The sequence below is a fragment of the Mesorhizobium sp. 10J20-29 genome (assembly GCF_054130485.1).
Genome location: NZ_CP199156.1, coordinates 3,911,406 through 3,925,396, shown reverse-complemented (window position 1 = coordinate 3,925,396; position 13,991 = coordinate 3,911,406). Strand labels below are relative to the sequence as shown.

The 13,991-nt window shown below is 64.6% G+C and carries 13 protein-coding genes; 7 read left to right on the top strand and 6 right to left on the bottom strand.

The annotated features are described in order from the left end of the window. Positions 1-38: 38 nt before the first annotated feature. Positions 39-1,943: a tripartite tricarboxylate transporter permease gene (locus ACT2BZ_RS18780; protein WP_457936789.1), complete on the top strand. Its 1,905-nt coding sequence runs from the start codon at positions 39-41 to the stop codon at positions 1,941-1,943. On the opposite strand, the gene ACT2BZ_RS18775 is transcribed toward ACT2BZ_RS18780, so the two are convergent. Continuing rightward, on the bottom strand, positions 1,912-2,832 hold the full coding sequence (locus tag ACT2BZ_RS18775) for a class I SAM-dependent methyltransferase (protein ID WP_457936788.1): 921 nt from the start codon (positions 2,830-2,832) through the stop codon (positions 1,912-1,914). The genes ACT2BZ_RS18780 and ACT2BZ_RS18775 overlap by 32 nt on opposite strands. Positions 2,833-3,110: 278 nt before the next feature. Between ACT2BZ_RS18775 and rpmG the strand changes: the two genes are divergently transcribed. Further along, entirely contained in the window at positions 3,111-3,278 is a 168-nt protein-coding gene (rpmG, locus tag ACT2BZ_RS18770) for a 50S ribosomal protein L33 (RefSeq protein WP_457936787.1), read from the top strand. Positions 3,279-3,296: 18 nt separating this feature from the next. Then, on the top strand, positions 3,297-3,536 hold the full coding sequence (locus tag ACT2BZ_RS18765) for a hypothetical protein (RefSeq protein WP_457936785.1): 240 nt from the start codon (positions 3,297-3,299) through the stop codon (positions 3,534-3,536). Positions 3,537-3,810: 274 nt separating this feature from the next. On the opposite strand, the gene ACT2BZ_RS18760 is transcribed toward ACT2BZ_RS18765, so the two are convergent. Together ACT2BZ_RS18760 and ACT2BZ_RS18755 are read right to left on the bottom strand one after the other, a co-directional pair. Next, a complete protein-coding gene (locus tag ACT2BZ_RS18760; protein ID WP_457936784.1) occupies positions 3,811-5,178 on the bottom strand; it encodes a PleD family two-component system response regulator in 1,368 nt (455 codons plus the stop codon). A gap of 37 nt (positions 5,179-5,215) precedes the next feature. Then, on the bottom strand, positions 5,216-5,587 hold the full coding sequence (locus tag ACT2BZ_RS18755; protein ID WP_457936783.1) for a response regulator: 372 nt from the start codon (positions 5,585-5,587) through the stop codon (positions 5,216-5,218). A 239-nt stretch (positions 5,588-5,826) separates the two neighbouring features. Here ACT2BZ_RS18755 and ACT2BZ_RS18750 point away from each other — a divergent pair, with 239 nt between their 5' ends. Both ACT2BZ_RS18750 and ACT2BZ_RS18745 read left to right on the top strand, forming a co-directional pair. Next, complete coding sequence (locus ACT2BZ_RS18750; RefSeq protein ID WP_457936782.1) at positions 5,827-6,126, top strand: DUF3572 domain-containing protein; 300 nt, start codon at positions 5,827-5,829, stop codon at positions 6,124-6,126. After that, positions 6,123-6,788, top strand: a complete 666-nt coding sequence (locus ACT2BZ_RS18745; RefSeq protein ID WP_457936780.1) for a hypothetical protein — start codon at positions 6,123-6,125, stop codon at positions 6,786-6,788. The genes ACT2BZ_RS18750 and ACT2BZ_RS18745 overlap by 4 nt, the downstream gene beginning before the upstream one ends. On the opposite strand, the gene ACT2BZ_RS18740 is transcribed toward ACT2BZ_RS18745, so the two are convergent. Then, positions 6,776-7,351, bottom strand: a complete 576-nt coding sequence (locus ACT2BZ_RS18740) for an N-acetyltransferase family protein (protein ID WP_457936779.1) — start codon at positions 7,349-7,351, stop codon at positions 6,776-6,778. The genes ACT2BZ_RS18745 and ACT2BZ_RS18740 overlap by 13 nt on opposite strands. Before the next feature lie 68 nt (positions 7,352-7,419). Here ACT2BZ_RS18740 and ACT2BZ_RS18735 point away from each other — a divergent pair, with 68 nt between their 5' ends. Next, the gene (locus ACT2BZ_RS18735; protein ID WP_457936778.1) at positions 7,420-8,748 is read left to right on the top strand and encodes a DNA polymerase IV; all 1,329 of its coding nucleotides are present in this window, start codon (positions 7,420-7,422) and stop codon (positions 8,746-8,748) included. Positions 8,749-8,779: 31 nt separating this feature from the next. Here ACT2BZ_RS18735 and ACT2BZ_RS18730 read toward each other — a convergent pair whose 3' ends face one another. Then, complete coding sequence (locus ACT2BZ_RS18730) at positions 8,780-9,292, bottom strand: hypothetical protein (RefSeq protein WP_457936777.1); 513 nt, start codon at positions 9,290-9,292, stop codon at positions 8,780-8,782. Positions 9,293-9,509: 217 nt separating this feature from the next. Here ACT2BZ_RS18730 and ACT2BZ_RS18725 point away from each other — a divergent pair, with 217 nt between their 5' ends. Next, positions 9,510-10,391, top strand: a complete 882-nt coding sequence (locus tag ACT2BZ_RS18725) for a DMT family transporter (RefSeq protein WP_457936776.1) — start codon at positions 9,510-9,512, stop codon at positions 10,389-10,391. A gap of 24 nt (positions 10,392-10,415) precedes the next feature. Here ACT2BZ_RS18725 and dnaE read toward each other — a convergent pair whose 3' ends face one another. Continuing rightward, entirely contained in the window at positions 10,416-13,901 is a 3,486-nt protein-coding gene (gene dnaE / locus ACT2BZ_RS18720) for a DNA polymerase III subunit alpha (protein WP_457936775.1), read from the bottom strand. Positions 13,902-13,991: the final 90 nt, after the last annotated feature.

Below are 13,991 nucleotides of genomic sequence, written 5' to 3'. Positions count from 1 at the left end.
GCAGCGCAGAACCCGTCGCCGGGCGGGGCTCCCTGACGATGGCTATCGAAATCCTCGCGCTTCTGACGGCTGGCTGGACCGGCCTGACCACCGCGCTGCTGCTCGGTACCCTGCTCGGCTTCATCGTCGGCCTTGTGCCGGGGCTCGGCGGCCGTGTCGGCATCATCCTGTGCATCCCGCTTGCCACCTTCTGGGATTCGCTCGGCGGCGCGGTGTTCCTGTTTGCCATGCATGCCGTGGTGCATACGTCTGCGTCGATACCGGCCATCGCCTTTGCCTTGCCGTCGTCGGGCGCCGATGCCGCAACCATCGTCGACGGCTATCCGCTCGCGAAAATGGGACGCGCCGGCGAAGCATTGGGGGCCAGCCTTTCCGCCTCTGCGCTCGGCGGCGTTCTTGGCGCCGTCGCCTTCCTTGCCTGCATTCCCATTGCGCGCCTGCTCATCGTCTGGTTCGGACCGCCGGAGTTCCTGCTTCTTGCGATCGCCGGCCTGACGATGGTGGTCTTCCTGTCGGGCAAGAGCATCCTGGCGGGCCTTCTTGTGGGGCTGCTCGGTCTCCTGGCCGCCAGCGTTGGCCTCGACGTCATGACGTCGTCAAGCCGCTTCACTTTCGGACGGCCGGAACTGATGTCGGGACTGAACCTTGCCGCCGTGCTCGGTGGAATACTGGTTGTGCCGGAGATGCTGGCGCGCTGGTCCTTCGATGACGCCGGGCACCAGCGAGCCGTCTCGACCAGCCTCGACGATGTCCTGCACGGCATGCGCACCACCTTCAGCCATCTCGGCCTTGTGCTGCGATCATCCTTCTACGGCATCGTCGTCGGCATCATGCCGGGCGTTGGCTCCAGCGTTAGTGTCTGGATGTCCTACGCCTTCGCAGCCCGCACCGTGAAATCGGAAATCCCGTTCGGACAGGGGGCCATAGCAGGCGTCATTGCGCCGGAAGCCGCCAACAACTCGAAGGAAGGCGGCGCCATGGTGCCGACGCTCTTCTTCGGCATTCCCGGCAGCTCCAGCATGGCGATAATGCTCAGCGCCCTGGTCGTGATCGGCCAGCCGATCGGGCCGAGCCTGCTGTCGCGCGATCTTCAGGTGCCCATTGCGCTGGCCGCGACGGTGTGTCTGGCCAATTTGATCGCGGTGCCGATGTTTCTGGCGGTCGTGCCGGGCATCGTCCGTCTGGCGGCACTGCGGCGCGAGCACATGGTGCCCTTTGCCATTGCGCTGTCGCTGCTTGCCGCTCTCTACCAGAGCCTGAACTGGGTCGCGCTGATGACCTTCGCGGCGGCAGGCCTGGTCGGATGCGCCCTCAGATGGGCGGGTTGGCCGCGCGTACCGTTCATCCTCGGCTTCGTCATGGGACCGCTGGCCGAGATCTCCTACATCCAGACTTCGCAGATCTGGGGCTGGACGATGTTTGCGCGCCCGGCCACGATCGCCATGATCGCGGTGTTCATGGTCATCGCGTTTCGCGCGCGGCGATCGAGATCCGACGCCCGAACGGAGCCGCTCGACAGGACGGACGCACTGGTGTCACTGCCCCTGCTCCTCGTTTTTGCGGTGGCGCTCGGCTTCGCCCTCGGCTTCCCGATCAATGCGTCGCCGGTACCACAGCTGGTCAGTCTCGGGGGGCTGGTCCTTGCCGGGCTCGTGCTGACGATCGGTCTCAGGCGGGGCCAACCGAAGAGCCCGGACAGGCTGCAGAAATTAGATGGCCTGTGGGAGACGGGGGCATATCTCCTGATGGTCCCTCTTCTCGGCTTGCCGGTCGCCTCGGCCGCCTATGCCGGTGTACTGATGGTTCGGGCGCGCGCCGGATACCTGCAGGTGGCGCTCTCTATGCTGGGGCTGGGTCTTCTGCAGATATGGCTGCTGTCCATCGCCGTGGACATCAGGGGTGAGCCCATCGTCAAGGGTTGGTTGCTGTCGCTGCTTTTCTGACCGACCGCGATTCATCCTCCCTGCCCCCGGGACGGCAGACGGCGATGCTGCGCCCGCTGTAACGACGCTTCGGCCCGCCATCGTTCCGCTCGCCGACGATGTCCAGCGATTGCACTTCAAGACCGGTAGAACCGTAGAACGAGCGGACGGCTTCCCGGTCGGGGAATGGATTGCGGTGACCGTGGCGGTCGCGCAGGCCGCGTTCGACACGTTGGCGCATGTCACGCGCAAACTCCTGCGGGTAGCCGCCGGCCTCGTCCAGCAACACCTGCAGGTTTTCCAGCGCCTGGGCAATGCGCTTGGACGGTTCATCCGCGCCAACCTTTTCGCCGAACTGGACGGAAGAGATCAACGCGCCTTGGGGCGCCAGCCAGGCGGCGACACGGCGCATGTAGGCAATCCGTTCGACCTCGGGAAAAAATGTCAGGACGCCGTGCATGACGATCATGTCGAATGGCTTTTCGGGCTCGTGGCCGGCGAGATCCGACAGCACGGTCTCAAGCTGCAGCCCGTTCGCCCTTGCGTAGCGCCTGCAGATCTCGAGGGGCGTCCCGCACTGGTCGACAAGGGTCACCGAAAGGCTGCGCGCAAAGGTTTCGCCGCCCGCGGCCGCTGCCGCGTTGAGCAGGCTCGTGTAGAGCCCCGTATCGGTCGAGCCGGCGATCAGCACGCGGATTACGCCCTTCTCCTTTCCCAGCCGGCCGAGCACCTCGGCCATCGCAGCCCCGAATTCCGCATCGTCGAAGATGCGCTCTTCGGGCAGCAGGCTTGCGCGCCGCATGATGGAGGCGAGATGAAGATCGCCGCACGACGAACAGTGAGCGGGCGCGATCGTCAGGCAGAGCCTGGCATTTTCCCGTGGGTCGTCTGCGAAAAGCCTGGCGGTCACGCGTTGTCCCCGTCGATTCTGGCTGGATTCATATGTCAGGGGACATCGACAGCGGGTTTGGGCCCGTGCGTCAAGCGCTTGTCGGTGCCAGGATTTGCTGCAACGAACCCGCCGAGGACCGCTATCCGAGCAGCTTCCCGCGGCGCGCCCTGCCGACGGTTTCCGACAGAGCTTGACTTTCAGGCTGTCTTCTTTATGTGTCGCGCCAAGTTTTCCGCGTCCGGGGTCTTCCCGCGTTCAGGCGGTGTGAACTCCAGACAATTCAACGGACGAAAAAGATGGCCAAGGCTGCAAAACTCAAGATCAAGCTTCTGTCGACGGCCGATACCGGCTTCTTCTACGTGACGAGCAAGAACAGCCGCACGAAGACGGAGAAGATGTCGTTCCGCAAGTACGACCCGGTCGTCAAGAAGCACGTCGAATTCAAGGAAACCAAGATCAAGTAGGATCGGGTTTCCGTTTGCGTGACCAACGCCGCCTCCGGGCGGCGTTTTTCGTTTGTCCGGCATCCGGCCGCCGGGCGTTTTCGCGCCGCCCCTTCGCTTGTGTATGGATTTTCCGGTCCGTTTTGCCGAATCGTGCGCAAGTCGCTGATGTCGAACACGTTTTCTCGGGAACAATTCGCGCATCAGGCCGAATCCATCCCCGCACGACTTCTGACCCGACAGGCAAAATATCGTGCCGATTCAGCGCTTAGCGGTTGATTTCTGACACCTGGAAAAAAAGGGGCCGGTCGACGGTCTGGCAGCGGTACGAGGAGGCCACTATGTGCCAGTGCCGACCGGCCACCCCACGGACCCAGGAGATGCGGCGGACCTGAGCATCATGGGGTATTTGTCGGCAGGCAACGGCTTGTCCTCTTGCCGCCGCCTCGACTTCACATTTGCTCAAGACCTCTTGAAGATCAATAGTTTCTTAACCAACCCTCGCGAATCACTTGGGTTAAGGTAAATTCCAGAATTGTTGCGACTGACGTCTTCAGGCGGCCTTGGCGACCACCCGGTTGCGGCCGCCGGTCTTGGCCTCGTAGAGCGCAAGATCGGCCCGCTTCATCAGGTCGGCGACAGAATCCGTCCCCCGCTTCAGCGACGAAACCCCGACGCTGACGGTGATCGGAATCTTCTTTCCGCCGACCACGAAGGGCATGTCGGCGATCTCGGCACGCACCCTTTCGGCCACTTTTTCGGCAATTTCCGCATCCGTATCGGGCATGACGACGACGAATTCCTCGCCGCCGAACCTGCAGGCAAGGTCGATGCCCCTGACGTTCTTGCGCAGGCGGCGGGCGAATTCGCGCAGCACCTCGTCACCCACGTCATGGCCGAACGTGTCGTTGACCGCCTTGAAGCGGTCGAGGTCCGTGATCATCAGCGACAGCGGGCGGCGCCGCGCCATGGCGCGATCGAAAAGCGTCTGCAGGTGGCTGTCGAGGTAGCGTCGGTTGTGCAGCCCCGTGAGCGCATCCGTGACGGCCATTTCGATGGTCTGGGTAACACTCGCCCGAAGGTGGTCGTTGTAGCGCTTGCGCCGGACCTGCGTGCGCAGCCGCGCCGTCAGTTCCTGCTGGTCGATCGGGCGGGTCAGGTAGTCGTTGATGCCGAGTTCCAGCCCGCGGATGATGCGGTCGTCCTCACCCTCGTTGGCGATGAGCATGATCGGCAGAAAACGCGTGCGGTCGAGCGACCTGATCTGCGAGCACAGCCTGAGCGGGTCGAAATCGACGAAATTGGTCGACACGATGACGCATTCATAGGGCTCCTCGGCAGCCTGGAAGAAGCCTTCCTGCGGGTCCTTGACGACATCGAGGTCGGCCGTTCCGCGCAGCAGTTTCTTGACGCGCGCGCCGGAGGCCTGCTGCTCGTCGATCAGGAGGACCTTGGCAATGGAATCGCTTTCCGGAGCCGTTCTCGACAGCAGTTCCTCGATGCCGATATTGCGCGTCGTCGAGGCGCGCAGGCGCAGCTCGTCGGTCAGCATCTTCAGCCGCACGAGGCTGCGCACGCGCGTCATCAGCTGCAGGTCGTTTACCGGCTTGGTGAGGAAATCGTCGGCGCCGGCCTCAAGGCCGCGGATACGGTCCGACACCTGGTCGAGCGCGGTGATCATCACCACCGGAATATGCGAGGTCAGCGGGTCCGCCTTAATGCGACGGCATACCTCGAAGCCGTCGAGTTCCGGCATCATCACATCGAGCAGGACGACGTCGACCTTACCGTTCTCGCAGATTTCCAGCGCATCGGCGCCGTTGGTGGCGGTGACGACGTCGAAATACTCGGCAAGCAACCGCACTTCGAGCAGCTTGACGTTGGCGGGGATGTCGTCGACGACAAGAATGCGCGCGGTCATGTCAGGTTTGCTCCGAAAGCCATGGCAGCGGCGCGCATCATGCATCGCCCAGGTATGATTTGATCGTCTCGATGAAGCGCGGCACCGAGATCGGCTTCGAGATGTAGGCCTCGCAACCGCCCTGGCGGATGCGTTCCTCGTCGCCCTTCATGGCGAAGGCCGTCACCGCGATCACCGGGATCGAGTGAAGATCGTCGTCTTCCTTGAGCCACTTCGTCACTTCCAGTCCGGAAACCTCCGGCAGCTGGATATCCATGAGGATGAGGTCGGGGCGATGCAGCCGGGCGAGATCGAGCGCTTCCAGCCCGTTGCGGGTGCGCACAGTCTCGTAGCCGCTTGCCTCGATCAGGTCGCGGAAGAGCTTCATGTTCAGCTCGTTGTCCTCGACGATCATTACCTTTTTCGGCATCGATTTCCCGCTCCAGCCGCCGATCCGTTCGGCAGGCATAGCCGCACGTGCCACCGAAGCGGCACCAAACCCGTCCTCGAGAGTACGGCAAGATGATTGACGAAACGCAAACCCGGGCCGACTTGCCGGCGACATCCGCGCTGTCGATGTCACAGGACAGCACATGCCGGCTGCCTTGCCCGGCAGGAAGGATAGAGATAGTCCGGCAGGTGACAAGTTCTAAAGACAGGGAAGCAGCCATGGCAGACGACAGGCAGAAGGCCGCCGACGCCGAATCGGTCGCCATCGCGGGCCTCGGCTTCGTTGCCGCCGACCCGGAACTCCTGCCGCGGTTCCTGGCGATTACAGGGATCGAGGCGCAGTCGATCCGACAGGCTGCAAGCGAGCCCGGCTTCCTGGCCGGAGTGTTGAATTTCATACTCGCACACGAGCCGACCCTGATGCGTTTCTGTGAGGACACCGGCATCGAACCGGCGCGTGTGGCGGGCGCAATCCGCCGGCTGCCGCTCGGTGACGACGGCTACCAGACGTCGGCATGAGCGACGACCCGGAGACAGCGAGGCAGATTGCCGAACTGTCACGCGATTCGCGGCCGCTTCTGGTCGTCGATGTCGACGAGGTGGTGCTCGATTTCGTCGACCCTTTCAGTCGCTTCCTGAACAGTCAGGGCTTCGATCTTCTCACCGACAGCTTTCGCATCCACGGCAATGTCGTCGCCCTGGAGGACGGCAAGGCAATCGATGCCGAAGCCGTCGCGGCTCTGATGACCGCGTTCTTCGATGCACAGGAGACCTGGCAGACGGCGGCGGCGGGTGCGGTGGACACGTTGGGCTCGCTGGCGCCACGCCTCGAAATCGTTCTGCTGAGCGCCATGCCGCACCGCCACAGGCCTGTCCGCCGCGCATTGCTGGACCGGCTGTCTCTGCCCTACCCGCTTGTCTCGACCGAAGCCGCAAAGGGTCCGGCCGTCAGCATGATCCGCGGCGGGCGCGCACGGCCGGTCGGCTTCATCGACGACATCCCCGGAAACCTCGAATCGGTCGCCCGATCGGTGCCCGACGCCGCGCTGTTCCACCTGATGAGCCACCAGGGATTTCGCGCATTGCTGCCGCCGCTGCCTTCAGGTGCGGTCGTGCTGCGCGACTGGTCCGAAGCAGGCGCCCGGATCGCCAAGGAGCTCGGCGTTTCTCAAAGCACGTAGCGCATCAGCGGACGCCCGGCCTTTCGCTCGACCATCGGCAAGAACCCTGCCTTCTCGAATACCCGCGTCGAGCCGACGAAGAGCCCGATCGAGCGGGTGCTCCTGGACTGCGTCATCGGGCAGGCCTCGACAAAACGGGCGCCCCCCTGCCTGGCGAAGGCAATGCCCTCTTCGACCAGCCGGTGCGTCAGTCCCGTGCCGCGCACCCTGGAACGCAGGAAAAAGCAGGAAATCGCCCACACACCCGGATCGCTCGCGTCGGCGGGGTCGAGCGGCGCCGACCCCCTGCCCGCATTGTTGAACTCCGGCACGTCGTGGCGGGGGCCGATCTGCATCCAGCCGACCGCCTCGTCGTCTGCAAACGCCAGCAGGCCGGGCGGCGGGCCAGCGGCGATGCGCGCCCTGATGTGCTCCTTGTTGCGTTCGCGGTCATTGTCGCGGCGGGCCGCAGGCGGCAGCCTGAAATGCGTGCACCAGCAGCCATAGCAGGCGCCCTGCTTGCCGAAGAGATCCTCGAAGTCCGGCCACAGGTCCGGCGTCAGCGGAGAGATAGCAACATGCATGGACAGCCTCCCGCCACGCCGCCTTGTCGGCGGAAGCGTGCTGGACTAAGATTTGCTATGTTCTCTTTATGTTCGCAGTGATGGGCGCGCCTGTCAACAATCCCGAGCACGGTTTCTGCCGCGACTGCCTGGCCATGCAGACGCGGCTCGTGACCCGATGCGAACGGTGCGGCAGCCCGCGACTGGCCCGTCACGCCGAACTCTACGGCCTGCATCTCGCGCATATCGACTGCGATGCTTTCTATGCGGCTGTCGAGAAGCGCGACAATCCGGCGCTGAAGGACCGGCCGGTGATCATCGGCGGCGGCAAGCGCGGCGTGGTTTCAACCGCCTGCTACATCGCACGCATCAAGGGCGTGCGCTCGGCCATGCCGATGTTCAAGGCGCTCGAAGCCTGCCCCGAGGCCGTGGTCGTCAAGCCGGACATGGAGAAATACGCCCGCGTCGGGCGCGAGGTGCGCGCCATGATGCAGGCGCTGACGCCACTCGTCGAACCGATCTCCATCGATGAGGCGTTTCTCGACCTCTCCGGCACCGAACGGCTGCACGCCATGCCGCCGGCCATGGTGCTCGCGAAATTCGCGCTCGATGTGGAGAAGAACATCGGCATCACCGTCTCCGGCGGCCTGTCATACTGCAAGTTCCTCGCCAAGGTGGCGTCGGACTTCCGCAAGCCACGCGGCCTGTCGGTGATCGGCGAGGCGGAGGCACCGGCGTTTCTAGCCGAACAGCCGGTGACGATGATCTGGGGTGTCGGAAAGGCCTTTGCCGCGACTCTCGAGCGCGACGGCATTCGTACAATCGCGCAGTTGCAGCGCATGGAGCGCGCGGAGCTGATGCGTCGCTACGGCAGCATGGGCGACCGGCTCTTCCACCTGTCGCGCGGCCAGGATGAAAGGCGCGTGCAGCCCGACCACGATGCCAAGAGCGTGTCGGCCGAAACGACATTCGACGTTGACCTCGCTTCGCCGACCGATCTTGTGCCGGTGCTGCGCGCGCTCTCGGAGAAAGTTTCGGCCCGGCTGAAGAAGGCAGAGATCGCCGGCCGGACCGTAGTGCTGAAGCTGAAGACGCAGGACTTTCGCATCCGCACGCGCAACCGCCGCCTCAGCGACCCGACAAGGCTTGCCGACCGAATCTTCCAGACCGGCCTGCACCTGCTCGAGAAGGAGACGGACGGCACCAGGTACCGGCTGATCGGCATCGGCGTCAGCGACCTGACGGACCCGGACAAGGCCGATCCGCCCGACCTCGTCGACCTTCCGTCGCGCAAGCGGGCGCTTGCCGAAGGCGCCATCGACAGGCTGCGTGAAAAGTTCGGCAAGAACGCCGTTGAGACGGGCTACACTTTCGGCAAGGGACGCAACGCGCATCCGCCCGACGATGTCGACGCCTGACCTGCCAAAGAGAGGCGGGCCAGGCAGATGCCTAGATTCGGCGCAGGTTTATCTCGCTGGTGACCACGGACTTGCCGGACTTCGGGTCGACATCGACGGTGGTCAGCCGCATGCCGTTCTCACCGACCTTCTTGACCGTCATGACGGCCTCGCGGTCGCCATTGACCTCCTTGGCCCAGCGGATGCCAAGGTTGATGGCATTGCCCTTGCGGCTGCCCGCAAGGCCGGCCTTGCCGGTGCCGGCGCCGACATAGGAGCCCGCGTAACGCGCGCCCTTGGACTTGAGGTCAGCCTTGATGGCCCGCGAGAAGATGACCAGACCGCTGCAATTGCCGTCGAGCGACAGGGACGTGTCCGTCGTGTCGGAGCTGAACTTGCAATTGACCTTGATGGGATTGGCATTCGTGCGCACCTTGACCGTGCCGGCGCCGCTCCACTGGCCTTCGAGGGATTTGAGGAACTCGCCCTCGCCGGCATGTACGCCGGAGACCGAGAGTGCGAGGGCGCCTGCCAGCAGAACCGGCTTCATCGAACGGATAATCATGTCTGTGTCTTTCCACCTGTTGAGGAACGGCGCGGCTGCGCCTGCATTGCAGGAGGTACGCTGCCGATAGGCTGCGAGTTGCCCCGCCGCGACATTCCGCCACACCCGCGAAGCCGACGAGGAGCCGCTCATTCATTCCCTGCCAGCGCGCAATCTGGCCCATCGGATTGGCCGCACTAGGCGTTGCCTTTGCAGCCTGTGATTGCGAGTGAAGGCGATGGCTCCCCTACAAGCGAACATCAAGGCCGTGCTCTGGATGCTCGGCTCGATCACCTCCTTCCTGGTCATGGCAGTGGCGGGCCGGGCCACGACCGCCACGCTCGACGTCTTCCAGGTCATGGAGATGCGCTCGATCATCGGCTTCTTCATTCTGTTGCCGCTGGTACACATGGAGGGCGGTTTGCGCGCCATGCGCAGCCAGCGGCCGCTGCAGCATGTCGGCCGCAACGTCGTCCACTATGCCGGCCAGTTCGCCTGGCTCTATGCCCTCACCCTGATCCCGCTCGCCCAGTTGATCTCGATCGAGTTCACGACGCCGATCTGGACGGCGATCCTGGCAGTCATCTTTCTCGGCGAGCGACTGAGCTGGCCGAAGATCGCAGCCATCGCGCTCGGCATCGTCGGTGTCGCGGTGATCGTGCGGCCGGGTACGGAGCATATCGACCCCGGACATCTCATCATGCTCGCCGGCGCCATCGCCTTCGGCATATCGGTCGTGATGGTGAAATCGCTGACGCGCACCGACAGCGTCGTGCGCATCATCTTCTGGATGCTCATCATTCAGTCAGTCATCGGGCTCGTCCCCGCCATCCAGACCTGGCAAACCCCGACCCTCGACCTCTGGCCGTGGATCGTGCTGATCTCGTTCACCGGCATGTCGTCGCACTTCTGCATGGCGCGGGCGCTGAGCTATGCCGACGCAACGGCCATTATGCCGCTGGATTTCCTGCGGGTGCCGCTGTCGGCGCTCATCGGCTGGCTGCTCTACAGCGAGCGGATCGACACATTCACGGCGGTCGGAGCGGCGCTGATCCTGGCCGGCAACCTGCTCAACCTCAGGCGGCGGGCGCCGAAGCCGGCCGAGGTCGCGACGTCGTGACGCGAACCCGATGACCGGCAGGCGTCAGACCAGCTCGACCTCGACGACGCCCGGCACCGCGCGCATGGCCGAGGCGATCTGGGGCGAGATGCGGTAGCGGTCGGGCAGCCCGATCTCCACTTCGCCCTGCGCATCGCCCTTGATGACGACGAAGCTGACCTGCCCCTCGCCCTTTACCGTCAACTGTCCGGCAAGCGTGCCGACCGGGGCGGAGTCACGGACATAAATGCGCAGCGCCTTCTGCACCTGGCAGGCCACCTCTTCCAGCGACTGCACGGTCTGAATGCGCATGTTGATGCCTTCCGGCCGGTCTTCCGCCTGCACGGTGATGACCAGCGACTTGCCCGGCTCGAGAAGGTCGCGGTACTGCGCGAGGCCTTCGGAGAACAGCACGGCTTCGAACTGGCCGGTCTCGTCGGAGAACATCACCACGCCCATCTTGTTGCCGGTGCGCGTCTTGCGCTCCTGCTTGGACGTCACCGTGCCGGCCAGCCGGCCTGCCGTCGCGCCGCGCTTCACCGCCGCCGAAAACTCCGTCCAGCTCTGCACGCGCATCTTCCTGAGCGCCGACTTGTACTCGTCGAGCGGATGCGCCGAGAGGTAGAAGCCGACGACCTGGAACTCGCGGTGCAGCTTTTCGGCCGGCAGCCACGCCTCGACCGCCGGCAGGTTGAGCGCCTCCGACTGGCTGCCGAGCGAGGCGCCGAAAATGTCGGTCTGGCCGGAACTCGCGTTCTGCTGGGCAAGGGCTGCCAGCCCCATCATGCGCTCGACGCCCGCCATCATCGAGGCGCGGTCGTGGCCGAAACAGTCGAGCGCGCCGGCCATGATCAGGCTTTCGAAGACGCGCTTGCCGACAATGCGCGGGTCGATGCGCTCGCAGAAGTCGGCGAGGCTCTTGAAGGTGCCGTCCTTGCGCTTCTCGACGATGTGCTCGACGGCAGCGTCGCCGACACCCTTGAGGGCTGCCAGCGAGTAGAATATGCGGCCTTCGCCGACCTCGAAATCGCGGAAGCTGCTTTGCACCGATGGCGCCACCACCTCGATGCCAAGCCGCATCGCGTCCTGGCGGAAATCGGCGAGCTTGTCGGTATTGCCCATGTCGAGCGTCATCGACGCGGCGAGGAACTCGACCGGATAATGCGCCTTCAGGTAGGCGGTCTGGTAGGAGACCACGGCATAGGCGGCGGCGTGGGACTTGTTGAAGCCGTAGTCGGCGAACTTGGCCAAAAGGTCGAAGATGAAGTCGGCCTGCGGCTTCGACACGCCGCGCTCGACGGCGCCGGCGACGAAAATGCCGCGCTGCTGCTCCATCTCGGCGCGGATCTTCTTGCCCATGGCGCGGCGCAGCAGGTCGGCCTGGCCGAGCGTATAGCCGGCAAGCTCCTGCGCGATCTGCATCACCTGTTCCTGGTAGACGATGACGCCCTGCGTCTCGGCCAGCAGGTGATCGATCTTCGGGTGGATGGAGGCGATCTCCTCCTCGCCGTGCTTTCGCGCATTGTAGGTCGGGATGTTTTCCATCGGGCCCGGCCGATAGAGCGCGACCAGCGCGATGATGTCCTCGATGCAGTCGGGCCGCATGCCGACCAGCGCCTTGCGCATGCCGGCACTTTCCACCTGGAATATGCCGACCACCTCGCCGCGCGACAGCATGCCGTAGGTATCGGCATCGTCGAGCGGAATCTTGGCGAGATCGATGTCGACGCCGCGCCGGCCGATCAGGCGCACCGCGCGCTCCAGCACGGTCAGCGTCTTCAGGCCGAGGAAGTCGAACTTCACCAGCCCGGCCTGCTCGACATATTTCATATTGAACTGGGTGACCGGCATGTCGGAGCGCGGATCGCGGTACATCGGCACGAGTTCGGACAGCGGCCGGTCGCCGATGACGATGCCGGCGGCGTGCGTCGAAGCGTGGCGGTAGAGGCCCTCGAGCTTCTGCGCCATGTCGAGCAGCGTCTGGACGATCGGCTCGCGCTCGGCCTCCTCGGCAAAGCGCGGCTCCGTCTCGATGGCCTGGCCGAGCGTGACCGGATTGGCAGGGTTCGCCGGCACCATCTTGCAGAGCCGGTCGACCTGGCCATAGGGCATTTGCAGCACGCGGCCGACGTCGCGCAGCACGGCGCGCGCCTGCAAGGTTCCGAAGGTGATGATCTGGCCGACCTGGTCGCGGCCGTATTTCTCCTGCACGTAGCGGATCACCTCCTCGCGGCGGTCCTGGCAGAAGTCGATGTCGAAGTCGGGCATCGAGACGCGGTCGGGGTTGAGGAAGCGCTCGAACAGCAGCGAGAAGCGCAGCGGGTCGATGTCGGTGATGGTGGTCGCATATGCGACGAGCGAGCCGGCGCCCGAACCGCGGCCCGGGCCGACGGGAATGCCCTTCGACTTCGCCCATTTGATGAAGTCGGCAACGATCAGGAAGTAGCCCGGATACTTCATCCGCTCGATGATGCCGAGTTCGAAATCGAGGCGCTCGCGATACTGCTCGGGGGTGAAGCCCGGGGCGGTGCCGAAGGTCGAGAGGCGGTATTCCAGACCGGCATGGGCCTGACGCGCGAGTTCCTGCGCCTCGGCGCGAACGGCGTCGTCCTCGTTGTCGACATCGCCGCCGGCGAAGCGCGGCAGGATCGGGTTGCGGTTCTTCGGGTAATAGCTGCAGCGCCGGGCGATCTCGACCGTGTTGTCGATCGCCTCCGGCAGGTCGGCGAAGAGCTTTGCCATCTCGGCCTGGCCCTTGAGGAAATTGTCGGGCGACAGGCGCCGGCGGTCGTCTGCCGCCACCACCGAACTCTCGGCAATGGCGATCAGCGCGTCATGCGCCTCGTAATCGTCGCGCGCCGGAAAGAACCCCTCATTGGTCGCGACGAGCGGCAGTTCGTGCTGGTAGGCTAGGTCGACGGTCTTGGCCTCGATCAACCTGTCGTAGCCGGCGACGCGCTCGATCTCGACATAGAGGCGGTCGCCGAACATCTGCTTGAGCGTCAGCAGGCGCGTTTCGGCGAGTTCCAAATGACCGGCCTTGATGGCCGAACCGATCGGCCCGCGCGGGCCGCCGGTCAGGCAGATCAGGCCGTCCTGCAGTTCGGACAGCCACGCCAGCGTCACATGGATGTCCTCACCCGGCGTGTTCTCCAGATAGGCCCGGCTGACCAGCCGGACGAGATTACCGTAGCCGGTCTCATTGGCCGCGATCAGCACCAGCGGGAAGCGTTCCACCTCCTGCCGCTTCTGGTAGCTGCGGTTGGACTCGCCGTCGTCGTCGCCGAAGGCGACATCGAGCTGGCAGCCGATGATCGGCTGGATGCCGTCCTTGGTGGCCTTCTGGGCGAATTCGAGCGCACCGAACAGGTTGTTGGTGTCGGTGACCGCGATGGCCGGTGCGCAATCCTTCACCGCGTGAGCGATGATCTTGGCCAGCGGCAGCGCGCCCTCGAGCAGCGAATAGGCCGAATGGACGCGCAGATGCACGAAGGGCCGCGCCGGCACCACAGGCATGGCAGCCTTGATCATTGCCTCCCGCAGGAGTGGATCGCGCGTGGGCCTGTCACTTGCCATGGTTCAAGCTGGTCTTTCGGATTTTCGACGACCGGGCCAAGCTAC

Excerpts from the sequence above, each read along its gene's own strand:
- ACT2BZ_RS18780 (WP_457936789.1), top strand. The coding sequence starts at position 39 with ATGGCTATCGAAATCCTCGCGCTTCTGACGGCTGGCTGGACCGGCCTG.
- rpmG (WP_457936787.1), top strand. The coding sequence starts at position 3,111 with ATGGCCAAGGCTGCAAAACTCAAGATCAAGCTTCTGTCGACGGCCGAT.
- ACT2BZ_RS18760 (WP_457936784.1), bottom strand. The coding sequence starts at position 5,178 with ATGACCGCGCGCATTCTTGTCGTCGACGACATCCCCGCCAACGTCAAG.
- ACT2BZ_RS18755 (WP_457936783.1), bottom strand. The coding sequence starts at position 5,587 with ATGCCGAAAAAGGTAATGATCGTCGAGGACAACGAGCTGAACATGAAG.
- ACT2BZ_RS18750 (WP_457936782.1), top strand. The coding sequence starts at position 5,827 with ATGGCAGACGACAGGCAGAAGGCCGCCGACGCCGAATCGGTCGCCATC.
- ACT2BZ_RS18745 (WP_457936780.1), top strand. The coding sequence starts at position 6,123 with ATGAGCGACGACCCGGAGACAGCGAGGCAGATTGCCGAACTGTCACGC.
- ACT2BZ_RS18740 (WP_457936779.1), bottom strand. The coding sequence starts at position 7,351 with ATGCATGTTGCTATCTCTCCGCTGACGCCGGACCTGTGGCCGGACTTC.
- ACT2BZ_RS18735 (WP_457936778.1), top strand. The coding sequence starts at position 7,420 with ATGTTCGCAGTGATGGGCGCGCCTGTCAACAATCCCGAGCACGGTTTC.
- ACT2BZ_RS18730 (WP_457936777.1), bottom strand. The coding sequence starts at position 9,292 with ATGATTATCCGTTCGATGAAGCCGGTTCTGCTGGCAGGCGCCCTCGCA.
- ACT2BZ_RS18725 (WP_457936776.1), top strand. The coding sequence starts at position 9,510 with ATGGCTCCCCTACAAGCGAACATCAAGGCCGTGCTCTGGATGCTCGGC.
- dnaE (WP_457936775.1), bottom strand. The coding sequence starts at position 13,901 with ATGATCAAGGCTGCCATGCCTGTGGTGCCGGCGCGGCCCTTCGTGCAT.